The sequence below is a fragment of the Variovorax pasteuri genome, from assembly GCF_051216435.1.
Taxonomy (GTDB): domain Bacteria; phylum Pseudomonadota; class Gammaproteobacteria; order Burkholderiales; family Burkholderiaceae_C; genus Variovorax.
This window is the reverse complement of sequence record NZ_JBPJZS010000005.1, coordinates 16,712-40,996: the sequence shown is the minus strand read 5'-3', so window position 1 is coordinate 40,996 and position 24,285 is coordinate 16,712. Positions and strand designations below refer to the sequence as shown.

25 protein-coding genes and 2 pseudogenes are annotated in these 24,285 nt (G+C 59.8%); 24 read left to right on the top strand and 3 right to left on the bottom strand.

All coding sequences use genetic code 11. From position 1 onward, the window contains the following. Positions 1-30: 30 nt before the first annotated feature. Positions 31-3,600, bottom strand: a complete 3,570-nt coding sequence (locus ACSFBM_RS19215) for a transglutaminase family protein (RefSeq protein WP_435485784.1) — start codon at positions 3,598-3,600, stop codon at positions 31-33. A 170-nt stretch (positions 3,601-3,770) separates the two neighbouring features. Here ACSFBM_RS19215 and ACSFBM_RS19210 point away from each other — a divergent pair. From ACSFBM_RS19210 to ACSFBM_RS19190, 5 genes and pseudogenes are all read left to right on the top strand, one after another. After that, positions 3,771-4,583 (top strand): annotated as a pseudogene (locus ACSFBM_RS19210) (ComEC/Rec2 family competence protein); the annotation flags it as partial. A gap of 208 nt (positions 4,584-4,791) precedes the next feature. Then, on the top strand, positions 4,792-6,096 hold the full coding sequence (locus ACSFBM_RS19205; RefSeq protein WP_435485783.1) for a tyrosine-type recombinase/integrase: 1,305 nt from the start codon (positions 4,792-4,794) through the stop codon (positions 6,094-6,096). Positions 6,097-6,100: 4 nt separating this feature from the next. Next, positions 6,101-7,918, top strand: a complete 1,818-nt coding sequence (locus ACSFBM_RS19200; protein WP_435485782.1) for a hypothetical protein — start codon at positions 6,101-6,103, stop codon at positions 7,916-7,918. A 19-nt stretch (positions 7,919-7,937) separates the two neighbouring features. After that, entirely contained in the window at positions 7,938-9,968 is a 2,031-nt protein-coding gene (locus ACSFBM_RS19195) for a hypothetical protein (RefSeq protein ID WP_435485781.1), read from the top strand. Between the two features lie 12 nt (positions 9,969-9,980). Further along, a complete protein-coding gene (locus ACSFBM_RS19190) occupies positions 9,981-10,442 on the top strand; it encodes a hypothetical protein (RefSeq protein WP_435485780.1) in 462 nt (153 codons plus the stop codon). 137 nt (positions 10,443-10,579) lie between these two features. Here the strand turns inward: ACSFBM_RS19190 and ACSFBM_RS19185 are convergent, their stop codons facing one another. Further along, positions 10,580-10,846 (bottom strand): helix-turn-helix domain-containing protein, encoded by a 267-nt coding sequence (locus tag ACSFBM_RS19185; RefSeq protein ID WP_435485779.1) that lies wholly within the window; start codon positions 10,844-10,846, stop codon positions 10,580-10,582. 253 nt (positions 10,847-11,099) lie between these two features. Between ACSFBM_RS19185 and ACSFBM_RS19180 the strand changes: the two genes are divergently transcribed. The 7 genes from ACSFBM_RS19180 to ACSFBM_RS19150 all read left to right on the top strand — a co-directional run bounded on the left by ACSFBM_RS19180 (position 11,100) and on the right by ACSFBM_RS19150 (position 15,654). Continuing rightward, entirely contained in the window at positions 11,100-12,140 is a 1,041-nt protein-coding gene (locus ACSFBM_RS19180; RefSeq protein WP_435485778.1) for a ParB/RepB/Spo0J family partition protein, read from the top strand. Positions 12,141-12,186: 46 nt separating this feature from the next. Then, entirely contained in the window at positions 12,187-13,017 is an 831-nt protein-coding gene (locus tag ACSFBM_RS19175) for a metallophosphoesterase (RefSeq protein ID WP_435485777.1), read from the top strand. Beyond that, positions 13,014-13,274 carry a hypothetical protein gene (locus tag ACSFBM_RS19170; RefSeq protein ID WP_435485776.1) on the top strand — a complete coding sequence of 87 codons (261 nt, stop codon included), beginning with the start codon at positions 13,014-13,016 and terminating at the stop codon, positions 13,272-13,274. The genes ACSFBM_RS19175 and ACSFBM_RS19170 overlap by 4 nt, the downstream gene beginning before the upstream one ends. A gap of 18 nt (positions 13,275-13,292) precedes the next feature. Beyond that, positions 13,293-13,718 carry a DUF2384 domain-containing protein gene (locus ACSFBM_RS19165; protein ID WP_435485775.1) on the top strand — a complete coding sequence of 142 codons (426 nt, stop codon included), beginning with the start codon at positions 13,293-13,295 and terminating at the stop codon, positions 13,716-13,718. Continuing rightward, entirely contained in the window at positions 13,715-14,206 is a 492-nt protein-coding gene (locus ACSFBM_RS19160) for an HAD domain-containing protein (RefSeq protein ID WP_435485774.1), read from the top strand. Before ACSFBM_RS19165 ends, ACSFBM_RS19160 begins: the two co-directional genes overlap by 4 nt. 19 nt (positions 14,207-14,225) lie before the next feature. After that, positions 14,226-15,161 (top strand): metallophosphoesterase, encoded by a 936-nt coding sequence (locus ACSFBM_RS19155; protein ID WP_435485773.1) that lies wholly within the window; start codon positions 14,226-14,228, stop codon positions 15,159-15,161. A 259-nt stretch (positions 15,162-15,420) separates the two neighbouring features. After that, a complete protein-coding gene (locus tag ACSFBM_RS19150; RefSeq protein ID WP_435485772.1) occupies positions 15,421-15,654 on the top strand; it encodes a hypothetical protein in 234 nt (77 codons plus the stop codon). Between the two features lie 316 nt (positions 15,655-15,970). Here the strand turns inward: ACSFBM_RS19150 and ACSFBM_RS19145 are convergent, their stop codons facing one another. Continuing rightward, entirely contained in the window at positions 15,971-16,279 is a 309-nt protein-coding gene (locus tag ACSFBM_RS19145) for a helix-turn-helix domain-containing protein (protein ID WP_435485771.1), read from the bottom strand. 99 nt (positions 16,280-16,378) lie between these two features. Between ACSFBM_RS19145 and ACSFBM_RS19140 the strand changes: the two genes are divergently transcribed. The 12 genes and pseudogenes from ACSFBM_RS19140 (at position 16,379) to ACSFBM_RS19085 (ending at position 24,112) form a co-directional block, all read left to right on the top strand. Beyond that, complete coding sequence (locus tag ACSFBM_RS19140) at positions 16,379-16,759, top strand: hypothetical protein (protein WP_435485770.1); 381 nt, start codon at positions 16,379-16,381, stop codon at positions 16,757-16,759. Between the two features lie 2 nt (positions 16,760-16,761). After that, the gene (locus ACSFBM_RS19135) at positions 16,762-17,202 is read left to right on the top strand and encodes a hypothetical protein (protein WP_435485769.1); all 441 of its coding nucleotides are present in this window, start codon (positions 16,762-16,764) and stop codon (positions 17,200-17,202) included. A 30-nt stretch (positions 17,203-17,232) separates the two neighbouring features. Next, positions 17,233-18,066, top strand: a complete 834-nt coding sequence (locus ACSFBM_RS19130; protein WP_435485768.1) for a metallophosphoesterase — start codon at positions 17,233-17,235, stop codon at positions 18,064-18,066. Continuing rightward, positions 18,063-18,278, top strand: a complete 216-nt coding sequence (locus ACSFBM_RS19125; RefSeq protein WP_435485767.1) for an antitoxin Xre/MbcA/ParS toxin-binding domain-containing protein — start codon at positions 18,063-18,065, stop codon at positions 18,276-18,278. Before ACSFBM_RS19130 ends, ACSFBM_RS19125 begins: the two co-directional genes overlap by 4 nt. Positions 18,279-18,304: 26 nt before the next feature. Beyond that, positions 18,305-18,811 (top strand): HAD domain-containing protein, encoded by a 507-nt coding sequence (locus ACSFBM_RS19120; protein WP_435485766.1) that lies wholly within the window; start codon positions 18,305-18,307, stop codon positions 18,809-18,811. 20 nt (positions 18,812-18,831) lie between these two features. Then, a complete protein-coding gene (locus ACSFBM_RS19115) occupies positions 18,832-19,776 on the top strand; it encodes a metallophosphoesterase family protein (protein ID WP_435485765.1) in 945 nt (314 codons plus the stop codon). A 28-nt stretch (positions 19,777-19,804) separates the two neighbouring features. Next, complete coding sequence (locus ACSFBM_RS19110) at positions 19,805-20,260, top strand: HAD domain-containing protein (RefSeq protein ID WP_435485764.1); 456 nt, start codon at positions 19,805-19,807, stop codon at positions 20,258-20,260. 51 nt (positions 20,261-20,311) lie between these two features. Next, positions 20,312-20,653, top strand: a pseudogene (locus ACSFBM_RS19105) (ABC transporter permease subunit); the annotation flags it as partial. Next, a complete protein-coding gene (locus tag ACSFBM_RS19100) occupies positions 20,650-21,636 on the top strand; it encodes a branched-chain amino acid ABC transporter permease (protein ID WP_435485763.1) in 987 nt (328 codons plus the stop codon). The pseudogene ACSFBM_RS19105 and the gene ACSFBM_RS19100, both read left to right, overlap by 4 nt. Continuing rightward, entirely contained in the window at positions 21,633-22,364 is a 732-nt protein-coding gene (locus ACSFBM_RS19095) for an ABC transporter ATP-binding protein (protein WP_435485762.1), read from the top strand. The genes ACSFBM_RS19100 and ACSFBM_RS19095 overlap by 4 nt, the downstream gene beginning before the upstream one ends. An 85-nt stretch (positions 22,365-22,449) precedes the next feature. Continuing rightward, positions 22,450-23,106 (top strand): ABC transporter ATP-binding protein, encoded by a 657-nt coding sequence (locus ACSFBM_RS19090; RefSeq protein ID WP_435485761.1) that lies wholly within the window; start codon positions 22,450-22,452, stop codon positions 23,104-23,106. 37 nt (positions 23,107-23,143) lie between these two features. Beyond that, entirely contained in the window at positions 23,144-24,112 is a 969-nt protein-coding gene (locus ACSFBM_RS19085) for an isopenicillin N synthase family dioxygenase (protein ID WP_435485760.1), read from the top strand. The last annotated feature ends 173 nt before the right edge of the window (positions 24,113-24,285 follow it).

The following is a 24,285-nucleotide window of genomic DNA, read 5'->3' as shown; positions in this document are numbered from 1 at the left end:
GTCCGTGGCGGCCGTGTGCGGAATGTCCCCTTATCGCCGCAGATCCAGCGTGAACGGGAATTCGCGGCTGCCCGGCAACTCGATGGTTGCCGGCGGGGTGCGCATGAGTCCGGGCGTATGGCCGGTGCGCGTGAAGCGCGAATGGCGGCGGCTTTCGGCCTCGTAGGCGTTCACCGGGAAGGTGTCGTAGTTGCGTCCGCCCGGATGGGCCACGAAGTACTGGCAGCCTCCCAGAGAGCGCTTCATCCAGGTGTCGACCAGGTCGAAGGTCAGCGGTGCATGGGCCGGAATGCTGGGGTGCAAGGCCGAAGGCGGGTTCCAGGCCTTGTAGCGCACGCCGGCCACGAACTCGCCCGTGACGCCGGTGGGCTGCAGCGGCAGCACCTTGCCGTTGACGGTGATGACGTGGCGGCTTTCGTTCAGGCCGGTCACGCGCACCTCGATGCGTTCGAGCGACGAATCGACATAGCGCACCGTGCCGCCCGCCGAACCCTCCTCGCCCATCACGTGCCACGGCTCCAGCGCGTTGCGCAGCGACAGCTCCACGCCCATGGCCTGCATCTGGCCCACCAGCGGGAAGCGGAACTCGAAGTGCGGCGCGAACCAGTCGGGATCGAACGCAAAACCGGCCTGGCGCATTTCGCTGATGACGTCGTCGAAGTCCATCTTCACGAAGGTCGGCAGCAGGAAGCGGTCGTGCAGCTCGGTGCCCCAGCGGGTGACGGGTGCCTTGTAGGGCTCGTCCCAGAAACGGGCGACCAGCGCGCGGATCAGCAGCTGCTGCGCGATGCTCATGCGCGCATGCGGCGGCATTTCGAAGGCGCGCAGTTCCAACAGGCCCAGGCGGCCGGTGCTGGAGTCGGGCGAGTAGAGCTTGTCGATGCAGAACTCGCTGCGGTGCGTGTTGCCCGACACGTCGATCAGGATATTGCGCAGCGTGCGGTCCACCAGCCACGCGGGCATGTTGGCGCCGTAGATCTCGCGGTTCTTGGCGATTTCCTGCAGGGCGATTTCGAGCTCGTAGACCTGGTCGTTGCGCGCCTCGTCCACGCGCGGCGCCTGGCTGGTCGGGCCGATGAACATGCCCGAGAACAAATAGCTCAGCGAGGGGTGGTTGTGCCAGTACAGCAGCAGGCTGGCCAGCAGTTCGGGCCGGCGCAGGAACGGGCTGTCGGCGGGCGTGGCGCCGCCCATCACGAAGTGGTTGCCGCCGCCGGTGCCGGTGTGGCGCCCGTCGGTCATGAACTTCTCGGCCGACAGGCGGGTTTCGAACGCGGCGTTGTAGAGGAACTCGGTGTGCGCGACCAGTTCCTTCCAGTTGTGGGCCGGGTGGATGTTGACCTCGATCACGCCCGGGTCGGGCGTGACGGCCAGCATCTTCAGGCGCGGGTCGCGCGGCGGCGGATAGCCTTCCATCACGATGCGCACGCCCAGGTCGCGCGCGGTGGCTTCCACGGCCGCGACCAGGTCGAGGTAGTCCTCCAGGCGCGCCAGAGGCGGCATGAAGACGTAGAGCACACCCGAGGCGCTGCCCTTCTTCTCGGCCGACGGGCCGTTGGCGCGGCGCGGGTCGCGCACTTCGACGCACAGCGCGGTGCGCGTGACCCAGTGGGCGGATTCGCCGCGCAGCGGCTGGCGCGTGGCGGCATTGCCGGTGTCTTCGGCGTCTTCGGCAGCGGCTGCGGGTCCAGTGCCTGCGGGCCCTGTACCTGCGGACGCGGAGGCAGTCGCGGCGGTTGTTGCTGCTGCGGCGGCGCTTCCGGCGCCCTGCATGCGCAGTGCGGCGGGCACCACCGGCGGCGTGCCGAAGGCGTACGGGACGGCGCCGCGGTCTCCTTGGGGTGCCGCCGTCGAAGTCTCGGCATAGCGCGCGCGGTAGTCGGTGGCGCTGGGCAGCACGCCGCGCGGCGCGGTCGGGTCGCGTTCGATCAGGTAGGGGTAGTCGCCCTTGCTGGCCCACGGCTGCGAGTCCAGCGGCAGGCGGTAGCCCATGGGCGAGTCGCCCGGAATCAGGTACAGCCGGTCGTCGCGCAGGAACCAGGGGCCGGTCTTCCAGCCCGGGCCGGCGAGCGCGGGCGCGTCGCCATCGGCGTTGCCTGGCTCGATAGGCAGCATGTAGCCGATCACCGCGTCGAGCTTCTGCGTGAACACGCGGCGCAGGCGCACGCGTTCGAGTTCGTCGTCGAGCTTCGATTCGAAGGGGTCGACGTTCACCGGCAGGCGGCGTTCGCGCCAGAGGTAGTAGTAGGTGTCTTCGTAGCCGGGCTGGATGTAGCGCTCGGTCAGGCCGAGCTTGTGCGACAGCACGGTGGTGAAGCGGCGCGCGTCTTCGCTGGTGTAGTGCGTGGGAAAGCGTTCGTCGGCGAACAGCTCGGAGTCGTGCCACAGCGTCTGGCCGTCGGCGCGCCAGAAGATCGACAGCGCCCATCGGGGCAACTGCTCGCCGGGGTACCACTTGCCCTGGCCGAAATGCAGGAAGCCGCCGCTGCCGTATTCGGCGCGCAGCTTCTGCACGAGTTCGGTGGCGTAGCCGCGCTTCGTGGGGCCGAGGGCGTCGGTGTTCCACTCGGGCGCGTCGCGGTCGCTGGTGGCCACGTAGGTGGGTTCGCCGCCCATGGTGAGGCGCACGTCGCCGGCCTTCAGGCGCGCATCGACTGCGTCGCCCAGGGCCAGCACTTCGGACCATTGTTCTTCGGTGTAGGGCTTGGTGACGCGCGGCGATTCGTAGATGCGCGTGACCTTCATCTCGTGGCCGAACTCGACCTCGGACTCGTCGACCCCGCCCTCGATGGGCGCGGCGCTCGAGGGCGACGGCGTGCAGGCCAGCGGAATGTGGCCTTCACCGGCCATCAGGCCCGAGGTGGCGTCCAGGCCGATCCAGCCGGCGCCCGGCAGGAACACCTCGCACCAGGCGTGCAGGTCGGTGAAGTCGACCGTGGTGCCGCTCGGGCCGTCGAGCGACTTCACGTCGGGCGTGAGCTGGATCAGGTAGCCCGAGACGAAGCGCGCGGCCAGGCCCATGTGGCGCAGCAGCTGCACCAGCAGCCAGCCCGAGTCGCGGCACGAGCCGCTGCCGCTGGCGAGCGTTTCTTCCGGCGTCTGCACGCCGGGCTCCATGCGAATCAGGTAGTTGACGTCCTGCTGCACCTGCTGGTTGATGCCCACCAGGAAGTCGATGGTGCGCTGTTCCTTGCGGTCGACCTTGTCGAGGTAGGCCTCCAGCAGCGGTGTGACCGGGTCGGCCACGAGGTAGGGCGCGAGCTCTTCGGCCTGCGAGGCCGTGTACTTGAACGGGAAGTTCTCGGCCTGCGGCTCGAGGAAGAAATCGAAGGGGTTGTAGACCGCCATCTCGACCACGAGGTCGACGGTGACCTTGAATTCGCGCGTTTTCTCGGGGAACACGAGCCTCGCCTGGTAGTTGGCGAACGGGTCCTGCATCCAGTTGACGAAGTGCTCGGCGGGTTCGACCCGCAGCGAGTACGAGATCACGTTGCTGCGGCAATGCGGCGCGGGACGCAGGCGCACGACCTGCGGGCCCAACTGCACCAGGCGGTCGTATTTGTAGTGAGTGACGTGGTGGAGAGCGGCGTGAATGGACATGCGTTTTTGTGTGCAGTACTGACAGATTGCATCGAAAAGATGTCTCTGGTGAGACGCATACTAGCCCAGATGCCAAGCAATTAACGCGCCATTGAGCGTGACCTGGGGAGGGTTTGCATCATGGGGATGGGGGGCTCGAGTTGACGTCGTTTCGCACGGCTGGCGGTGCCGTGGGCGGCGTTGCGGGCGGCGCAGGCACCTTCGCTGCACTGGGCGGCTCGCTGCTTGGCGCGGCCTTGCAGCTGCAGCAGTCGACGCTGTGGCCGGCATGGCTCTATGCCGCATTGCTGCTGGCTGCCGTGGCTGGCCTCGCGTGGCGGCGCCTGCCGGCGAGATCGCTCGTGACGATCGCGCTCGTGTGCGGCGCCATGGCCGGCGCGGGCCTCGCGGGGTGGCGCGCCGTGGCCTATGCGCAGGGCGCGTTGCCTCCCGGGCTCGAAGGGCGCGACCTGCAGGTGACCGGCGTCGTCGCGGAAATGCCTCAACGCAACGAGGCCGGCGTGCGATTCCGTCTGGACGTCGAATCCGCGCGCTGGGCCGGTCTCACCGAAAGCACGCCGCCGCTCGTGCCGGACCGCATCGCGCTCGGCTGGTATGCCGAAGACCTCGCCGATGCGCCGCATGCCGGCGAGCGCTGGCGCTTCACGGTGCGGCTCAAGGCGCCGCACGGCAACCGCAACCCCCATGGCTTCGACGGCGAGCTGTGGATGTGGGAGCAAGGTCTGCATGCCAGCGGCTATGTGCGCACCGGTGCGCGCGACGCCGCCCCAGCCCTGCTGTCGACCACATGGCTGCGCCCGGTCGAGCGCGCACGGGAGTCGGTGCGCGACGCCGTGTTCGCGCGGGTGCCCGACCGCGGCCAGGCGGGCGTGATCGCAGCCCTGGTCACCGGCGACCAGAGCGCCATCGACCGCGCGGGCTGGGACGTCTTTCGCGCGACGGGCGTGGCCCACCTGATGTCGATCTCGGGCCTTCACATCACTTATATGACGTTGAATCCGTTCTCGAAGTTACGCCCGAAACCGAATGAACCATAGAGGGACACAGTCTCAACGAAGCGATCCTTCATCGTCCTTGAATTCTGTATTTGCGTGGTCTATCTTGTGTTCATAACTTGGTGGGTCCTCCCCGCGATCGAGTTGCGTCTGAGGCCATCAGGTGTTCAGTATCTTTTTCCTGAAGGGAGATGCCGTGAACACTCGGGTCATAAAGGCGAGTCCGATTGAATATCCGGCTCTCACGGTCTTGCCGGAGGGATTCCCTGTTGTCACCGAACGCGAGTCTCAGAAGATCGTCAGACCGATCTTGCTATTTCTTTGGGGGCGCTATTTGCGGCGCGGCGCATATGTCCCGAACACAGTAAATGCGGTAGCCGATGACCTAGGCGTTTGGTGGTCCTACCTTCACACAGCAAAAGTCAAATGGGATGATGTATCGGCCTTCGATGTAGATGCATTCCGGGAAGGACTTTCCAAATCGATAAACCCTCGCAGCCACGAGCCCTACGCCGAACAAACCGTGATCCGCCGTGTGAGGACCGTGCTCATGTTTTATCGATATGCCCTGCGACGGGGCTGGATTGAAGAGGATCTTGAACATCCTTCGAAAGACGGCGTTTATCTTGCATCTAAAGATGGGCGTACCACCAACTCAAACGGGGACGACCTGTCCTCCGAGGATTCGCTTCTTCCTCGCCGCACTGAGCGCTCCGATGAGAAAGTCAGTGCGTTCTCTCCCAGTCAGTATCGTGCCATTGCTGCGCATCTTGGACCGACGCCGTCGGAATCCAATCCACAGAACGCCTGCGTGCGGGATCGTCTCTGGGGTGAGCTTTGCCTGCACACGGGTATGCGTCCAGGTGAGCCGGAGGCGATTTCATATTACTCGATTCTTGACCTCTCCCCTACTGATCCGAGAAATCCGACAGGTGTCACGTATTTGCGAATAAAGGGGAAAGGTGGAAATTCAAGAAAAGTTCGGCTGCCTAATCAAATTTTGGAATGGTTGATTTGGTATATAAAAAACGAGCGTAAGGATGCGATCAGAGTTGGGAAGCTAAACGAAAGCTTCTCCAAAAGAAGTGAGCCAACAGCTCTTTTCTTAAATGGCATCCACGCCCTGCACAACGCTGGGATGCCGATGAGATATTCAAGCTTCAGACGTGCATTTTCTCGTGCTGCACTTTTGGCATCGTCAGATGGATCGGCAAAAGGTTTGATGGAAAGTCGGCTTTGCGAGGATCCTGATAGCGGAGAAAAGTACGTGCGACAAATTTGTACTGCACATCCGCATATGCTTCGGCATACATTCGCAGTTTGGACCTATTGCGCTGAGAAGAAGCAAGGAAATAACGAGCCTTGGAAAGTCATTTCTAGCCTCTTAGGTCACAAGCATCTTCAGACTACAACCGACATCTATCTACGTGCGGTGGGCGAGTTTGAGAAACTCGTCAGCGATCGTCAGTGCGCTTCAATCAAGGAGATACTGGAGAGTTGAAATCATGAGAAAAGAGGAAATTTGGGCCAAAGCGCCATCTTTAGTCTCCGAGTCATCTATCCAAAAGGAAAGGTGTGAAGAGTCACTCGTAAGCGACGGTTATAAAAAGTTCATTTCTTTCCCTGGCAGCTCAACTCAACTGGATGTCACCTCTTGGTTTGAATATCCAGAATTGGCTCTCGCGTTTGTAGATGCAACGCGTTTTATAGCGTCAAAAATGACTCCTGGCAGCCGTATCAGATTTGAAGGCGAATTGCGCAGGGGGTTTTTTGCTTTTCTCCAAGACTCATCGGTTGAGGAAACGATAAAAATAGAAAACTTGAATCGCGATTTACTCCAAAAGTTTGTTGCTTGGGTGGCCGATTCCGAAGGAAATCGAAAAATCGCGGTCGATCAAAAACGAACATATTTGTCTGCACTACGAAGAATAATAAAATCTCTTAAGGAGATGGAAAAATGGTCAAAAAGGTTGCAGCCAAAACTTGAGGTCCCCCGAAAATTTTGGCCGAAATCTCCTCCGTCGGGAGGGCGAGTCCCCCTGGATCATCAGTCACTGGCTTCCTTTTTAAAAGCGAGTGACGAAGAAATGAAGTCGACGATGGTCAGGCTCGACAAAGTCTGGAGTGAAGTGGAGCTTCGGGAGAAAGAATTCATTGAAAAGAAAATTCCTCCTGATTTTGAGCTGCTGCCAGACTTCCTGATCGAGCTGCAGAAGGAGTTTGGCGATGGTCCTGTGAGCTCGAAGGAAATTTACGAAAAACGCCCAGATCTTGGAGGACTGATCAGGCTGCACGGAGGCTTTGATTCAATCAGTGAGTGCAGATATCCATCCGATCGGGGGTTGATCCCTTTTGTTTTGGTGCTGGCGTTCTACACGGCGTTCAATCCAGAAACCACGCGTGGCTTTTTACAAAAGCATGTTAAGTACTCGGAGATCCTCGGGGCAAAGCGTATTGTGTTGAAGGGCGAAAAACCTCGCGCTAACGGAAGCCAAATGCGAAGCTTCCCGTTGGATCAACCGGGTGGACCTGCGGAGATCATCAATTTCTTGGATCGATGGACCTCAAAAATTCGATTTTTAGCTCCCGTAGATATCCAAGGGCGACTCTTTTTGTTTGTTTTGTCGAGAGGAAAGTGTTCGGGTCAAGTTTGCAATTGGGACAATAATTCGGGTCGGCGCGCACCGAAGCACGGTTGGTACTGCCAGCTTATTGCTTTCCAAAAAAAGCACGGCCTCAAAAAGTTCAGTCTCGCCCACATCCGCAACACGTCGCTCGATCAAGTTCGTGACTTGTTCTTGGGTGACATCAAAGCGGTCCAGGCAGCGGGTGGGCAACGCGGTCGACAGGTCGTACAAGATCACTACAACTCTGCAGCAGCAAGGGCTAGAAATGACGAGCAACTGGCGAACGTCATGGTGGTGCGAGAACGATGGGCGTCAACTCGCGGCAAGGCCGCTGATGCAAGAGGAGAGGCCCATGGTTCTGATCTTGGGTCAGTTACGCCAGGGTTTCGGTGCTTCGATCCCTTTGATTCTCCTGTTCCCGGAGAGGTCAGTGGACGGCTTTGTCGCGCCTACGGGTGGTGCCCTGCATGCGCATTGGCGCATGTCAACAGAAACGACGCCCACTCCCTTGCGCGTCTCTTGCAGTTGAAGAACGCTTTTAATGACGCGCAGTCCCGAGTAAGCCCGCAACGCTGGCTCGAGGTATGGGCTCCAAAATCTAATCGTCTGCAAAATTATTGGCTGCACGTTTTCAATCCGGATGTATGGAAGCGTGCTGAAAGTCTTAGCCTTTCTCCTATTCCGGAAATCGAGTGAAAAATGAAAACACATACGCGTGTTGCAATTGGAAATTGCGACGAGACGGTACGGGTTTCTTCTAAAAGCTTTCTTACGGATGCGGACTGGATATTGGATTATTCGCGGTCCGGTGTCAAACCTTCATCGCTTATCATTCACTGGCGAATCGATTTTGGCAATGGAAAGAGTTTTTTGGATCCTGAATTTAAAGTATTGCTTCGAGCTTCGCGATGGCTTTTTTTTTGGTTTATTGTTTGACTCGCGATCTGCTCGTCCAGTAAAGCCTACCACTGCGGCGACGGTGACTAGGACGGCGCTTGCACGCCTGCTTCGCTGGATGATCAAGAGAGGGCAAAAATCTTTTGCGGATCTTGACAACGATGTGACTTGGGAATTCTATGAATCGATAGTGACCGAGACCCAGAAAAATCACGGTGAAGAGATCAATCCGGGGCAATTGATCAATAACCTGAAAGTGCTCCATATGATCTATCGTCAGTCAGATGTGCTGCGCGAGCATCATGTCGAAACAATGCCCGAGTCACCATATGACGGACTTTCGGCCTTGGCAGTTTCCAAGTTGGGAGCAAAGGCGGCAAATGGATGGATTCAGCCGTATCCTGATGTGGTGGTGCTTCCCATTTGGCAGTCTGCTAGCCGGCTTCTTGGAGCGCCTGCCGATGATGTGATTTGCCTTGTTCATCATTGCGCTTGGTTGACCAGCATTTACAAATACTCTGGTAAGCGTCCGGTCACGGAAAGGCGTAAATCCTTTGCGTTGGAGTTTCCTTTTTCGGTTTTGAAAAATGAAAGTCAGCCTTGGATTAATCTTGAGGAAGACCTTCCTGCGGGGATTACAAAAAAGCCGGTAAGCCGATTCGACTTCAAGGTTGTTGGCTGTCTCATCAATATTTCTGGTGCAGCAGTGGCGACCTTGCTCGGCACGACGGGGATGCATGTCAGTGAACTGTGCGCAATGGAAGGTGGTCGCGATTCAATGACGGATATGCCCGCTTGCATTCAAACTCGCATATCTCGGACGGGGCTTTCGGAGTTGTTCTACGTGCAGTCAAAAATGCTAAAGAATTTCGATGATGAGCCACTCGAATGGATCATTGGGTCGCGACCCCTTGGATCCAATTATGTGCCGCCATCGGTTCGTGCAATTGACATAATGGAGAGATTGTTCGCTCCGTGGAGGACGGCCGATTGTTCATCGCTGTTTTTAAACTTGTGTGCACCGGCTAGAAATAATTTGGCTTTGACATCGGACGCTGTTAAGCCTACATCTCAATTGCTTCGTATTTGGCAAAAAGAATTTGTATTGCGAGCGCAATGTCTGGATGCGTTGCCGGATCAAATCACGGGCCCCGGCGGCAAAGTGGATCTCCGTGGATACAAATCAGGATTGATGATCCGAACGGCGCCATGGAGAAAGACGTTCGCTCACCACGTCGTAAAGGTCGACCCGCGGCTTCTCCCGGCGATATCTCAACACTTCAAGCATCTCTCCATTGCGATGACGGAAGAAGGTTATGTAGGAAACGATCCAGAACTTCAGGAACTGATGGAAAGTGCCAGAGTTCACGAGACGGTGCGCTTTCTGCTCGAGCAAGCCTCCGATGGCGCGCCGCTCGCCGGCGGCATGGCAGCTCACATTGCGCAACATCGGAAGGAACTCGCCGAGTTGGTCGCTCGTGCTGGCCCGCCAGGAGTGGAAGCCTTGGTTCTGGAGCACGACTTGCGAATCTGGTTCGAGCCACATGGCGCGTGTCTGATTCAGTTGTCTCCGGGGCGATCACTGTGTCACAAGGCAGCGAAAACAGACCCCTGGTTTGCAAATGCCCCGAACTTCGCGTTTCGGTCACCAACAATGTGTGCCGGATGTGGCTGCTTCGCAGCAGACAAACTCACCGCTCCTTTTTGGCAAGCTCGCTACGACGGCAATCGCGCCCTCTGCGAGACTCAGAAGCGAGTGGATGGTCAACCGAGCTTGATCTCTACCCAGCGAATGCGGCAAGCTGGCGCGATTCTCAGAGCGCTTGAACCTCATTCCTCGACTGCCTGAGGGGGAAAAGGGATGTCGCGCAAAGCCAGGAGCTCGGATCAGGTCGATCCGGTAGAGAAGGACTTCGATGACGCGCTGGGCCGGCTACTGAGCGGAAAGCCGACACATCCGCGGCTCCTCGACGATTTGAAAAGGCGTGTGCTGCGCATTACGCCTACTTCCGTAGCATTGGAGGCCGGTCATTCCCGGACTTTGATCGGCTATGAGGGTTGCAAGTACCCGTTGGTACGCGCGCGCGTTTTTTCTCACAAGCCAAAGAAGGATGAAGATAGTGTTCATCTGCAAGACATCGTCATGCACAAGAGGCACGAAAATGCCGAGCTGAAGATGCAGCTTCGAAAGGCTCAGACACACAATGCGGCGCTCATCATCGAGCTTGAAAAGAGTCAGCTTCGCCAGCAGAAACTTCAGCGAAATCTGACCAGACTGAAGAGGAAGTTATCTGAAGAGGCAGGGACAGCTTGGCCCAACTGATTGCCGCAACTCCCAAGCGTCAGAGCGCTCCGCAGCCCTCGGTTTCCCGCTCAGGGCTAGAACGTAAAAGTTGGGACATCGCGATGCGCGTATACCCCGCGCAGCTATGCAGCCCACTCAAATGGGCTTAACAAGAGCTATGTTTTTCGCACTGACGCCAGCACCGGCAGACGGGATTCAAACTCCGCGACGAACGTGGCCATGTCCAGGTCGAGCGCAATCAACCAGTGCCTCAGTTCGACGAAGTCGATGCGCCGAACACCGGTCTCGACCTTGGATACGTCGCTTTGGAGCATCTTGGCGCGCTTGGCGAGTTCGGCCTGGGTCAGACCTCGCGCAGTTCTGATTTCCTTCAAGAGCCTGAGAAGCAGCCGGCTTTCCCGGCTGTAGATTGTCTTTTGCATGAGCCACTTCCTTGTGGCCTAAGGCTGAATTCGCATATCGAATATGCGAAAATCGCATAACTTGGACGACAGCCGGTCTCAGGGTGGCGATATGTCATGGCGTGCATTGCTCTGGATTCCCGATATCAATTTCGCTGTAGGCGAAATTCACCAACACTGCAGGTGTTTCTTTGTTAGCATTTTTTTAGATGAGCACGCCCGAGCATGGTCGGGCGGATAGTCGAAGCGATTCATCACCCGAGCAAGGAATCAAATGCCGAAACGGATCGGAGATAGGGTGGAAGCAGTGCGCGCGGCGCTTGCCAGCATTGACGACGAAGGGGAAGCCTCTGCCCCGCCCATGCGTCGTGCTCTTGTTCAGTACATGATCGAGCTGCCCGAGAGAGCTCGCCAAGATCGGGAGAAGCTCCTGGCTGCAGCCAACAAGCTCAATGGGGCCTTGCCCGTCCGCACCTTGGACGCGTCACGTGTCCATGCTTCAGATTGGGCAAACCGCCATCCAACCGCATTTGCATCACCGGAGTATCTGGCTCTCAAAGAGGAGATCCGATCTTCGGGGGGGAACATCCAGCCGATTAAAGTACGGCCGGTCTCGGCAGCGCTGCCGCTTTCGGCGTTGAACGGGGCAACAGACGCAACGGTTCCGGAGCAGAACTACGAAATCGTATACGGCCACCGGAGACATCGCGCGTGCCTTGAACTCGAGCTTCCCGTTTTGGCGTTGATCGAGGATCTCTCCGACGCGCAGTTGTTTGCTCAGATGGACCGGGAGAATCGACAGCGAGAGGATCTATCGCCGTGGGAGCAAGGAATGGTCTATGCGCGAGCGCTTGAGCGAGGGCTTTTTCCCTCCATGCGCCAGCTTGCGGAGAGCGTTGGCTGCAATCCTGCGACAGTAAGTCGGACCATTGCACTGGCGCGCCTTCCGAATGACATCGTCGACCTGTTCGCGTCTCCCACCGATCTGCAAACCCGATGGGCCAAGCCGCTGAGTGAATTGGTTCGTAGTGACCCACATACAACGGTCGAACGAGTGCGCGAGCTCCTGGTGGCTGACCCTGGCCTGAGTCCTCCCGACATCTTTGTTGCGCTCACTGCGGAACGTCTCAAGCCACGTGGAGGGAGATTCAACGTCGCCCCGAAAACTGCGACGTTGTGTCATGGCGGCAGGCGTATCGGGGAGGTGCTGCAGGACCCGAAGCAAGGCACGATGGTGCGCTTCTACGAGAGATTAACGCTCCCGATGTTCAGTGCTGTGGCGCAGGGGATTCAAAGAGCACTGGACAAATTCTGAGGTAGATCCGAGCTCAAGCAGGATCTCTCGCCCTTCATCGTGCTACATGAAGCTGCTCATCCTTTCGGACCTCCACGCGGAATTCGGGACCTTCGAGGTCGCTAAGGATCTCGACTACGACGTGGCTGTACTGGCTGGCGACATCATGGCGCCTGGCCGTGCTGCAGCAAGCTGGCTACGGGATCCCGCTCGTTTCGGGGACAAGCCGATCGTGCTGATTGCTGGCAACCACGAGTACTACGGGGCCACAATGGATCAGGAGCAGGTCGATATGAGACGCCACGCCGACGAGCATGGCATCCATTTCCTCGACTGCGATGAAGTCGTGATTGCCGGCGTGCGATTTCTCGGCTGCACGCTGTGGACGGACTTCCGCCTGCGAATCGACAACCCGGGGTTCGCGGGGCAGCCGGTGCGCCTTCTGTCTGACCGCGATCGCTCCATGGCAGCATGTTCGCGCCTCCTGGCCGACTACTCAGCCATTCGCATCGACGATCCGTTGATCTCCAACTCCCGGAGCACGCGGCGTCTGGTGCCGAGGGACACCCTACAAATCCACAGGCGGCATCGTTCTTGGCTGCGCGGGAAGCTTGACGAGACGTTCGATGGCCCCATCGCGGTCATCACCCACCACGCGCCGCACCGCAAGTCATTGGCGCCACGGTTTGCCGAAGACTGGGCATCGGGCGGCTTCGACAACGAAATGCTGCCGGAGTTCTTCGAGGTTCCCTCTCTTTGGGTCCATGGACACACGCACGACAGTTTCGACTACCGGGTCGGTGCCTGCCGGGTGGTTTGCAATCCGCGCGGGTACCAGAACTGGCACGGAGAGTTCGAGAACAAGAATTTCAATCCTGGGCTGGTGGTGGGCCTATGAGAGACACCACTTATTTCGCAGGCGGCGAAATCTTGATCGCCGTGATCCAAGGGGCCGAACTCGTCGCCTTCCTGCATGACAGTCGGCGCACTCAGACGAAGTCGATCATCATCGAGGCGGCGTGGCCTGCGGTGGATCGCCCTGGAGGGAAAGCGATCTCCTCATCCCGGTGGATGCTGCCTCCATCCGCGGCGACCGGGGTTCGGGCGATCCGGTCGAATCGGCACCATCGCAATACCCGTGCTGTTGTGGCGTAGGCTTATTGAAGAAACGCCATGGACCAGGCCCTAACTCAACGACTGCCGCACGACTGGGCAGTCCACGGCACCGCAAACCACCAACGTCTAGCCCAGCAGCTCTGCGAAGTGGTGGATGGGCGCCAGATTCTGTCGCCGGCGAAGTTCGTCGAGATGATGGGCCTGGATATCGCTTCGTTCGCCAGAGAAGCACATGTCCATCAAAGCACGGTCCTTCACGCTCCCGGAGCGCAGAGCATCCAGGCACATATCCGCGTGAGCCTGCAAGTATTGGCGGCCGTGGCCGCGACTTCGAGAGGTGATTTCCAGGACGCCATCTTCCGCTACAGGAACGAACCGCTTGCGCCGTTCAAATACAAGACGGCTCAAGCGATGGTAGCCGAGGGGCGAGTCGCAGACGTGCTCAATCTCCTGGAGTCCTTCCAGGCTGGGTATGTTGGATGATGTCTCTCCGCACTACCCGCTCTGGCGACTCCAGCGATTTGCTGTTCCTGGATATCGATGGTGTTCTTCATCCTGTCGGCGTGGACTACTCGTTCAGCAGCAGGTTCTTCAGCCATTTGCCGCGGCTGGAAGCGCTTCTTCGAGAGTTCGAGTCTGTCGACGTCATCATCTCGTCGGATTGGCGGCTGGCCGAGAGTATCGAGCAGCTGCAGCGCTATTTCAGTGCTGACATTCGGTGCCGAATCATCGGCGCGACGCCGCAAATTGGTTCCAATACGGCCGTCCACCACCGGCGCCAGTTGGAGATCCAAGCCTGGCTCGACGGAAACGGCCGCAGCGACGCGGAATGGGTCGCGCTTGACGATTGGCCCTCGAGCTTCGAAGCGGGCTTCACGCGGCTCGTTCTCACCGATCCCAAACGTGCGTTCGATCAAGACAGCTTCCACGAACTGCGCTCGCACTTCCTGCGGTTCGCGAATGAACGATGAACCGCCATCAGCATATGAAATGAAAACGCTCATCTCGTCGGACCTCCATGCGCGATCCGAGCACAACCAGTCGAAGCCCAAGCTCATGTTCTTCGGCGACCCGCACGGCGATCTCGATCCGGTGATCGCTGCGGTCGAGCACTTTCAGCCTGAGGCGATCGTGCTGCTGGGCGACATCCAGGCGCGCCGGCCTCTGCACGTCGAGCTAAGGCCGATCCTGGATCTCACCGAGATCTGGTTCATCCACGGGAACCACGACACGGACTCCGACGCCGACTACGACAACCTGTGGGGATCAGAGCTCGCCACCCGCAACTTCCACGGACGCATCGTCGAGATCGCCGGGTTCAAGGTCGCGGGCCTGGGTGGCGTCTTCCGCAGCAAGATCTGGGATCCGCGGCGACCGATCGAGGAGGCGGCGTTCCAGTCGAGCGATGCCATGCGCCGCACCATGAAGCGCGAGGAACGGTGGCGCGACGGCATCTCCCGCAAGCACCGGTCCTCCATCTTCCCGGCCGACTACCAGCAACTGCTGCAGAGCGGCCACTCCGACATTATGGTGACGCACGAGGCGCCAGCGGCACATCCACATGGTTGGAAGGTGATCGACGAACTCGCCGAAAAGCTTGGCGTCCAACTGGTGGTCCATGGCCACCAACATCAGAACATCGACTATCTCGGCGAGGGCCTGATAACCGCCGCGGCGCCTTTCCGTGCCTTCGGGGTTGATATGGGCTCGCACCTGGCATGGCCGCGCGATGAGCCTGGGCTGGGAGGGCCTCTACAAGACGTGCTCGATCTCGCTACTCAGGTGTTCGGCACAGCGGCCCAAGCCTGGCTGGACAAGCCGCACGAATGGCTCGATGGCCAAACGCCAACAGCGTTCGCCGCCGCGGGCGGCTCGGAAAGAGTGCGATCGATGCTCATCGCGATTCAACACGGCGATGTCGTATGAGGGCTGGTGGATATGGGCTAGGAGATTCAGGGTGATTCTGTTCCTCGACTTCGACGGCGTGCTGCATCCTGCGTATTCCAGTGCATTTGAGCACTCAGTCTGGGAACATGGTCACCGTGTCTGGTGATCATGAGCATCGGAAGATGGAGTCGGCTCTGCTCGCCTGAACACTCTTTGAGCTGAGATAGGGATGGGCTGTGGGTTTAATTTTTCAATCTTCAGGCCCCAGCCAGGCCGCCGGAGGCGCCCCGGTTGAGCCATGTACTCATGGTTCAACCTTCATCGGGATGCGCACCACCTCGGCGATGAACTCGGCGTTACTGAACCGGCTGCCCTGGTCCGTGTCGACGATCTGCGACGCTTCTCAGCGCTCGAACGCCTCCTGCTTGGCGGCAACTTAAAAGTCGGCCTCGATCGCGATGCGCAATCACTCAGTGGCTCGCCCAGTCCAGCACCACCACCTGATACACCCAGCCCCTCCATCGGCACGTAGGTGGTCCAGTGTCCAGACCTAGTTGGCACGCTCGATGTCTAGGCCCCCAGAAGGGACGCGAACACCGCACGCGCTAGGTCGTGTTGAGTTGCTGTACAGCGCCTGGATGGCCGTGCGCTGCATCAGCGTGCCTACGTACTGCCGTCCAACCTTTCGAGCCTTGCAGGCACAACAGATCGCGCAGCCTATTCACGTTGCAACGTGCTTCGATTTGCGAAGCCGGGTCTGACCGACAACGCAGAGCGATAGGCATCGGAAATTGCGCCGGCTGTCGGCGAAGTGCGCCACCGAATTCCCCCGCCGTGGCCTGATCGCCTCATCGCGCCAGGAGATTCAGCTCATCGATCTCCTCGATTAGATGAGCTGTGAGCTTTTGCACGGACGCGGGCGTCGGGTGGCGCAGATAGGAAAGCGCCAAGACCGTTAACGGGTGGACACCCAGAACCGCAGCCAGTTCGCCAACCTTGGCAACGGTGGGCTGCTTCAGTCCTCGCTCCAACGAAGAGATGTAGGTCCGGCTCGACACCTGATCGAACGATTCCTGCGGCAATCCCTTGGCCTTGCGGACCACACGCAACGCGCGTCCGAAGTCGGATTGAGGGGGGCGGTGTGCCGCAGATTTCATCCCCTCTATTGCGTCATTTAGAATCCCATAGGGCTACAACCTATAGGGCTCATTTTTATGTTTATGACGATGGATTCGTATGAGGTGAGGATCTCTTCCATGCTGGCCGGGCCTGGTGCGAGGTGCTGGAGAGCGATCCAGTTGAATTTGTCGATCCCGTTCTTCTTTCCCACCTGGGTGGTGCATGAAGACGACCTCGAGGTTCCGGAGCGAGCTCTGCTGATCTATGAGAGCGACTTCCTCGATCTCTTCGAGAGCGTAGGGCCGCAGTCGCTGCGACACCTTCAGTATCTGGCGCCGATGGAGAGCGATCGTGATCGCTGGCAAATTCGAGACATCCGAAAGATCTGGTCGGCAACCGCCGCCGATGCCGATCAAGTCGAACACCTGGTCCTCGAAGATGAGAGCGGAGCGCAGTTCACACACTATGACATGCGCACTTCGTTCAGCATTCGGCATCAGATCTGGCCGGTCAACTGAGCATGGAAATTCCGCTCCTGCTGGCCCTTGCCGTCGTCTTGGTTCTCTTCTACTGGGTCTGGATCGCCTCCCCGCGCTCCATCCAGTCCGGACGCGAACAGTTGCTCCGGGCCCAAGGCCAAACATCTGGCGCGACATTCTTCCCGGTCGACCCGCGTCGCATGCTGGGCGATTGGGATGAAACCTGCATCCTGTTCGATCCCGATGCCCGCAAAGCCTGCATCGTCAGTCGCGGAAAGAAAGCCCGAACGGTCGATTTCGAGTACTTCAACACCTGGCAGCTCAAGTGGACCGAATATCCCAGGAACCCGGTGCTTCGCTTTCAGCACGTGCACATCCTCTTCGAGACCAGTGACTTCGACCGCCCGACGATCCGCGTCGCCGTGCCCTCCAGGTCCGACGGCGAGGCATGGAACGCCAAGCTCTCGATCCTGATGCCCTGAATGCGCTAATGAAGAAATGGGCCTACCGACGTGAAGCTGCTCATCCTTTCGGACCTGCACCTCGAGTTCGGGACCTTTCTCGTCCCGAAGGTCGACTACGACGCAGTGATCCTTGCCGGGGACATCTTCGTCCCCGGTTCCAAGGCCATGCGCTGGGCCCGGCGGGCGGGGACCTTTGGGGAGACAGCCCCCATCGTGTTCGTGCCCGGCAACCATGAGTTCTACGAAGGTGTCCTCCAGACCTCGCTCAAGGAAATGGCGCTCACCGCGAGTTCGTGCAACGTGCATCTCCTGGCACCCGGCGAGGCCGTGATCGCCGGCGTCCGCTTTCTGGGCTGCACGCTGTGGACGGACTTCGAACTGCCGATTCAGGCCAAGACGGGAGCTCTGACCGACACCGAGCGGGCCATGAAGGCGGCCAAGGTCCGTCTCAACGACTACTCATCGATTCGGTGGGCCGAGGCGCAGGAATCATCCGACGCACCCGTGGTAGCAGCCAAGTCAAGAAAGCGCCGCCTGACACCCGAGGACACGCTGGCGCTCCACCAGAGTGACCGCGCCTGGCTGGCCCAGAAGCTGGCCGAGCCCTTTGACGGGCCAACGGTGGTTGTGACCCACCACGCCCCGCATCGAAACTCTCTCGCGCGGCACTATCAGTCCGACTGGCTGTCCGCATCTTTTGTGAGCGAGCTCCCAAGTTCCTTCTTCGAAGTGCCGTCACTCTGGGTGCATGGCCACATCCACGAGAGCTTCGACTATCAAGTCGGCAACTGCCGGGTGGTGTGCAATCCCCGTGGGTACTTGCAGCATGGCCGCGGCCTGGAGAACAAGCAGTTCAACCCCGAGTTCGTGGTCGAGCTATGAGTGACATCCAGTCATCTACCCGCACGATCCAGCATGTGCTGGCTGCCGCGACTGCGGTCTCGGGCGGGGACCTCGAGGCGGCCATCCTCTGGTACAGGAACGAGCCACTCGCGCTGTTTGATTACAGGACCGCCGAGTCGCTGGTAGCCGAAGGGCGAGCTGCCGATGTGCTCGATCTCCTTGAGTCCTTCCAGGCCGGGTTTGTTGGATGACGAAGCCCTGTACTTGCCGTCTCACCATGACCGAAACGACGCTGGCCCATGATGCCTTTGGCCGCACGGGTAATTCCAGCGATCTGCTGTTCCTGGATATCGATGGTGTTCTTCATCCTGTCGGCGTGGACTACTCGTTCAGCAGCAGGTTTTTCAGCCATTTGCCGCGGCTGGAAGAGCTTCTTCGAGAGTTCGAGTCTGTCGACGTCGTCATCTCGTCGGATTGGCGACTGGCCGAGAGCATCGAACAGTTGCAGCGGTATTTCAGCGCTGACATCCGGCATCGGATCATCGGAGCGACGCCGCAGATAGACCCCAATGCGGCCGTCCACCACCGGCGCCAGTTGGAGATCCAGGCCTGGCTCGACGGAAACGGCCGCCATGACGCAGAGTGGGTCGCACTCGACGATTGGCCCGGAAGCTTTGAGGCGGGCTTCGCGCGGCTCGTGCTCACCGATCCCAAGCAGGCGTTCGATCAAGACAGCTTTCAGGAGCTGCGCTCGCACTTCCTTCGGGTCGCAGCTGGCCGATGAACCGCCAGTCGGCATATGAAATGAAACCTCTCATCCCGTCGGACCTCCACGCGCGATCCGAGCACCAACAGTCGAAGCCCAAGCTGATGTTCTTCGGCGACCCGCACGGTGATCTCGAGCCGGTGATCGCCGCGGTCGAGCGCTTTCAGCCTGAGGCCATCGTGCTGCTGGGCGACATCCAGGCGCGCCGGCCGCTGCACGTCGAACTGGGCCCGATCCTGGACCGCGCCGAGGTGTGGTTCATCCATGGAAACCACGACACGGACTCGGACACCGACTACGACAACCTATGGGGATCGGAGCTCTCGGATCGCAATCTGCACGGGCGCATCGTCGAGATCGCCGGATACAAGATCGCAGGCCTGGGCGGCATCTTTCGCAGCAAGATCTGGGATCCGCAGCGGCCCATCGAAGAGGCGGCGTTCCAGTCGAGCGAGGCCATGCGCCGCACCATGAAGCGCGAAGAACGGTGGCGCGACGGCATCTCCCGCAAGCACCGGTCCTCCATCTTCCCGGATGAGTACCAGCGGTTGCTGCGGAGCGGACCCGCCGACATCATGGTGACGCACGAGGCGCCGTCGGCCCACCCACATGGCTGGAAGGTGATCGACGAACTCGCCGAAAAGCTTGGCGTCCAACTGGTGGTCCATGGCCACCACCATCAGAACGTCGACTATGTCGCCGAAGGTTTGATAACCGCCGCAGCGCCGTTCCGCGCTTTCGGGGTCGACATGGGCTCGCACCTGGCGTGGCCACTAAATCCGCAGGAGGAGACTGGATCGGAAGTTCTTCCCCAACATTTGCTGGAGCTCGCCGCCCAGGTCTTCGGCGCAGAGGCCCGGACCTGGCTGAACAAGCCTCACGAGCTGCTCGAGTGCCAGGCGCCCGCAGCGTTCGCAGCCGGGGGCGGCTCGGAAAAGGTGCGGTCGATGCTCAATGCCGTCCAGCACGGCGGTGTCGTATGAAAGCCGATGAGAATGGATTCGGAGGTCCATGGTGATCCTCTTCCTTGACTTCGACGGCGTGCTGCATCCGGAGGGAGAAGATCACATCCTCGCCGGCGGCGCCGACTTCTGCTTCCTGCCACGCCTGGAGACATTGCTGCGCGATTTTCCACACGTGAAGATCGTGATCAGTTCATCCTGGCGCGAGCAGCTTCCCTACCAGTCCTTGCTGAAACCGTTCTCCAGCGACATCCGGGCCCGGATTCTGGGGGCCACGCCGCATTCGGGTTTTGGCCTTCCACCGCCGTACAGTAGGCGCGAAGGAGAAATCCTTGCCTGGCTCCAGCTCCACAACGCGGTCGACGAGCCATGGGTCGCGCTCGACGATGCCTATTGGCAATTCGACAGGTGCAAGGACCATCTGGTGGTGTGCGGCTCGTTCACTGGCTTCGACGAGAAAGTGAGTGCCGGGCTTCGCGCGCGCTTTGACGAGGTGTCCCGATGAAAGTGTTGATCCTCTCCGACCTTCACCTCGAGTTCGCGCCCTTCGGGCGCTCGGCTGTGCGGCGTGAGCGCGACTGCGGTGTATGCGGCGACCTTTGGTGTGGGTTGCGCTTTCGCATCCGCGTCAGGTGTGCTGATTGGGGTGATGCTGCCATTCACGCCCGCAGACGAAACGCTCTGGACCGTTTACGCCTTCGTGGTCGTGACTCTGGGCGGTGTCGGCAGTCCCGCTGGCGCCATGCTCGGTGGCCTGCTACTCGGAGTCACCGCCACACTGACGGCCACGTATGTCGGGGCGGTCTACACCAACGCGGTGATGTTCCTGATCCTCCTGCTCATGCTGCTCGTACGACCGAACGGCCTCCTGGGCAGCGCTTTCAAGGCCAGCCGATGAACGCCCGCCCTGAAATCCGGCTCGCATGGTGGCTCGCCGCCGCCTTGTTGATGCTTCTGGCTCTTGCGGCATTGCCGCTGGTGCTGCCGCCTTTCTATGTGCGCATAGGAACGACGATGCTGCTGTCGGGCGGTTTTGCGATGTCCTGGTATGTCCTGGGCGGCTTCGCCGCTTACTACAGCTTCGGTCACACGGCGTTCATTGGCGTGGGAGCCTTCGCTGCAGCGCTTGCACTGGATGCATGGAAGCCCACGTCGCTGGCGGGGCAGCTTGGACTGGCCTCTGGCGCCGCCGTGCTGGCCTGCCTGCTCCTCTCTGCATTGGTTGCCTGGCCGATGCTTCGGCTCAGGGGACACTACTTCACGATCGCAATGCTCGCGGTGGCGCTGGTATGCGCCGAGGCCGTCAATGCCTTCCCCATTTTCAAGGGGTCGATGGGACTGTCGGTGCCCAACGTCGTGCCTTCGTCGGTACGCGTAGACACGTTCTTCTATTGGCTCTCCCTGTTAGGGCTGGTCGTCGTCGCGACCGTGGTGTTCTTCCTCGGGCGCAGTCGCATCGGCTACGGCTTGGCTGCGATCCGGGAGGATGAAGACGCAGCGCAGATGCTCGGCGTACCCACCACGCGTCTGAAGGTACTGGCGTTCGTGCTCAGTGCTTCACTCACCGGCATGCTCGGCGCGATCCTCGCGCTGAGTCTCGGATACATCACGACCGATTCCGTCTTTCGCGGTTCCCTGAGCCTGGGCATGATCGTCAGCAGCCTGGTCGGTGGCATGGGATCGATATGGGGCCCGCTGCTTGGGACCGTCGTGATGACCAGCGTGACCGAGCTCCTGCTTCATGACTTTCTTGAGTACCAACTGGCCATGACTGGAGCCATCATCATCGCCGTGGTGCTTCTAGCCCCTGATGGCTTGATTGGCGCATTCGCTCGCATTCGCAGAGCACGCACGGCCCAACGCGATGGGATGGAATCATGAAAGAACCAATCCTCAGCGTTCGCGCAATGACGCGAAATTTCGGCAACCTCGTCGCAGTCAAGGACGTGAGTTTCGATGTTGCCACAGGGAGCATCACCACGCTGATTGGCCCGAACGGGGCCGGCAAGTCGACCATCTTCAACCTGCTCAGCGGATACGTGCCCTTGTCGAGCGGCTCGGTCACATTCGCCGGCGAGCGCATTGACCGACTGCCCACACCCGCCATCGCACGACTCGGTGTCGCGCGCGCCTTCCAGACCTCTCGCCCGTTTCGTGGCCTGAGCGTTTATGAGAACGTGAAGGTCGGCGCATTGTTCGGTCGCGACGGCGCGCGAGATGTTGGGACCGCCATCGACAACGCATTGCGCATGGTCGGTTTGACTCAACTCTCCGCCAAACCGGCCTCGGAATTGAGCATCGGACATCTGCGCAAGCTTGAGCTCGCTCGGGCGATCGCCGCGCGGCCGACGCTTCTTCTAGCCGACGAACCGTTGGCGGGCCTCATTCCTGCGGAGAGCGAAGAAGTTCTCGTGAGCTTGCGCGCATTGGTCGACGCAGGTACTACCGTGTTGCTGGTCGAACACGACATGGCATCGGTGATGAAAGTGTCCGACCGCGTGGTCGTGCTCGACGCAGGGCAACTGATCGCGGATGGGCTGCCCGCAGACGTGGTGCGCAATCCGCGCGTGGTCGAGGCCTATCTTGGCGAGGAGTACGTAGCATCATGAATACATCCCCCCAAACATTCCCGCGACTGAAGCTGCGCTGCTGACCATCGACGGACTGCAGGTCGCTTACGACGGGGCGCTGGCGGTGCGTGGCCTGTCGTTCGCGGTGCCGGCCGGCGCGATCGTCGCGCTTGTCGGCGCCAATGGCGCAGGCAAGACCACCACCGTGCAAACGGTGGCGGGCGCGCTGAAGCCACGCGCCGGTCGGATCTTGTTCAACAGGACGGACATCACAGGCATGGACTGTCGCCAGACGGTCGCTCAGGGGGTCACACTTGTGCCGGAAGGACGGCTGGTCTTCCCGCAGATGACCGTCGAGGAGAACCTTCAGATGGGCGCCTTGAACAAGCGCGCAACTCCGTTGTTGCAAAGCAGCCTGGACTACGTCTATGACCTGTTCCCACGCCTCGCGCAGCGACGCGGCCAATTGGGCGGCAGCATGTCGGGCGGCGAGCAGCAGATGCTCGCGATCGCTCGCGGGCTGATGGCCAAACCGCGTCTCCTCATCTTGGACGAGCCCTCGCTTGGACTGAGTCCAAAGCTCGTGAGCGAACTGTTCGAGATGGTTCGCAGGCTCAATCGTGGCGGCATGACAGTGCTGCTTGTCGAACAGAACGTCCGACAAACACTGGCTATGTCGCACGTCGCCCACGTGCTCGAAAAGGGCAAGGTGGTTCTTTCCGGGGCAGGCCCGGAACTGTTGGACAACCCCTTCGTCCGCAAGGCCTTCTTGGGCCTTTGACGGATACCAATCAACCGGTCAACACAAGGAGAACATCATGCAAGAAGTTAACGCCGAGCGCGTTCCAGTCGTTAATTTGGAGCCGTTTCTTGAAGGCACCCGCGAGGGGAAGGAAGCCGTTGCTCAAGCCATTCGGCGAGCCGCTGAAACGGTGGGCTTCATGTACCTGAGCGGTCACGGGGTCGCTCAGGCCACGATCGATGCGGCCTTCAATGCATCGCGTCAATTCTTCCAACTGCCGGAGGAGGAGAAAATTAAGGTCAAGGTGAATGACGCCCATCGCGGTTTCATTCCCATGGGCAACGCGACCATTGCGGGGACCACCAAGCCCAGTGCAAACGAGAGCTTTCTTGCAGGGGTCGATCTCGGGCCTGACGATCCCGATGTGAAGGCGGGCACCCCTCTGCACGGACCGAATCGTTGGCCCGAAGCTCTACCGAGCTTCCGCCAGAACATCGAGGCCTACCAGCAGGCGTTGACAGGGCTTGGAGGCCAGCTATTGCGCGCTTTCGCAATCGCACTCGATCTCGAGGAAGAATTCTTCGTCCCGAGTTTCGTCAAACCCATGTCCTTTGTTCGGCTGCTGCACTATCCGCCGCAACCGCCGAACCGGGCCGATGACGAATTCGGCCTTGCCCCGCACACCGACTATGGCTTTGCCACTATCCTGGCACAGGACGAAGTGGGGGGGCTACAAGTGAGACGCCGTGGGGGTGGATGGATCGATGTCCCGATGATTCCAGGCACATTCGTTGTCAACATCGGCGACATGCTTATGCGTTGGACCAACGATCGCTGGATCAGCAACCCGCATCGGGTCATCAACACCTCCGGCCGCGAGCGGTTCTCAGTGCCCTTCTTCTTTGATCCGACCTATCGCACCAATGTCGAGTGCATTTCGACCTGTCAGGGGCCAGAAAATCCGGTCAAGTATGGGCAGGTGATATGGGGCGAGTACCTCAAAAACAAATTCGATACCGCTTACGCATACCGGAGGAAGGCATAGATTGACAATCAAAAGCTAACGCTCCCCCGCTGATCACGATTGCACTGGCGCTAGCAGCCAGGACGTACGGGAGCGCAGCGACCGCGCAGGGATGATGGAGGTCTTCCGGCAGATGGGTGGGCTCGTTGTTCATTTGGGGTTGAATTGATGTGAATGAGAAGCAAGAGGAAAAG

What these genes read in the sequence shown, in the direction of transcription:
- ACSFBM_RS19200 (WP_435485782.1), top strand. Translation starts at nt 6,101, where the DNA reads ATGAGAAAAGAGGAAATTTGGGCCAAAGCGCCATCTTTAGTCTCCGAG.
- ACSFBM_RS19135 (WP_435485769.1), top strand. Translation starts at nt 16,762, where the DNA reads ATGGAAATTCCGCTCCTGCTGGCCCTTGCCGTCGTCTTGGTTCTCTTC.
- ACSFBM_RS19095 (WP_435485762.1), top strand. Translation starts at nt 21,633, where the DNA reads ATGAAAGAACCAATCCTCAGCGTTCGCGCAATGACGCGAAATTTCGGC.
- ACSFBM_RS19125 (WP_435485767.1), top strand. Translation starts at nt 18,063, where the DNA reads ATGAGTGACATCCAGTCATCTACCCGCACGATCCAGCATGTGCTGGCT.
- ACSFBM_RS19120 (WP_435485766.1), top strand. Translation starts at nt 18,305, where the DNA reads ATGACCGAAACGACGCTGGCCCATGATGCCTTTGGCCGCACGGGTAAT.
- ACSFBM_RS19115 (WP_435485765.1), top strand. Translation starts at nt 18,832, where the DNA reads ATGAAACCTCTCATCCCGTCGGACCTCCACGCGCGATCCGAGCACCAA.
- ACSFBM_RS19165 (WP_435485775.1), top strand. Translation starts at nt 13,293, where the DNA reads ATGGACCAGGCCCTAACTCAACGACTGCCGCACGACTGGGCAGTCCAC.
- ACSFBM_RS19215 (WP_435485784.1), bottom strand. Translation starts at nt 3,600, where the DNA reads ATGTCCATTCACGCCGCTCTCCACCACGTCACTCACTACAAATACGAC.
- ACSFBM_RS19160 (WP_435485774.1), top strand. Translation starts at nt 13,715, where the DNA reads ATGATGTCTCTCCGCACTACCCGCTCTGGCGACTCCAGCGATTTGCTG.
- ACSFBM_RS19140 (WP_435485770.1), top strand. Translation starts at nt 16,379, where the DNA reads ATGCTGGCCGGGCCTGGTGCGAGGTGCTGGAGAGCGATCCAGTTGAAT.
- ACSFBM_RS19110 (WP_435485764.1), top strand. Translation starts at nt 19,805, where the DNA reads ATGGTGATCCTCTTCCTTGACTTCGACGGCGTGCTGCATCCGGAGGGA.
- ACSFBM_RS19150 (WP_435485772.1), top strand. Translation starts at nt 15,421, where the DNA reads ATGTACTCATGGTTCAACCTTCATCGGGATGCGCACCACCTCGGCGAT.
- ACSFBM_RS19190 (WP_435485780.1), top strand. Translation starts at nt 9,981, where the DNA reads ATGTCGCGCAAAGCCAGGAGCTCGGATCAGGTCGATCCGGTAGAGAAG.
- ACSFBM_RS19180 (WP_435485778.1), top strand. Translation starts at nt 11,100, where the DNA reads ATGCCGAAACGGATCGGAGATAGGGTGGAAGCAGTGCGCGCGGCGCTT.
- ACSFBM_RS19155 (WP_435485773.1), top strand. Translation starts at nt 14,226, where the DNA reads ATGAAAACGCTCATCTCGTCGGACCTCCATGCGCGATCCGAGCACAAC.
- ACSFBM_RS19145 (WP_435485771.1), bottom strand. Translation starts at nt 16,279, where the DNA reads ATGAAATCTGCGGCACACCGCCCCCCTCAATCCGACTTCGGACGCGCG.
- ACSFBM_RS19100 (WP_435485763.1), top strand. Translation starts at nt 20,650, where the DNA reads ATGAACGCCCGCCCTGAAATCCGGCTCGCATGGTGGCTCGCCGCCGCC.
- ACSFBM_RS19185 (WP_435485779.1), bottom strand. Translation starts at nt 10,846, where the DNA reads ATGCAAAAGACAATCTACAGCCGGGAAAGCCGGCTGCTTCTCAGGCTC.
- ACSFBM_RS19170 (WP_435485776.1), top strand. Translation starts at nt 13,014, where the DNA reads ATGAGAGACACCACTTATTTCGCAGGCGGCGAAATCTTGATCGCCGTG.
- ACSFBM_RS19085 (WP_435485760.1), top strand. Translation starts at nt 23,144, where the DNA reads ATGCAAGAAGTTAACGCCGAGCGCGTTCCAGTCGTTAATTTGGAGCCG.
- ACSFBM_RS19175 (WP_435485777.1), top strand. Translation starts at nt 12,187, where the DNA reads ATGAAGCTGCTCATCCTTTCGGACCTCCACGCGGAATTCGGGACCTTC.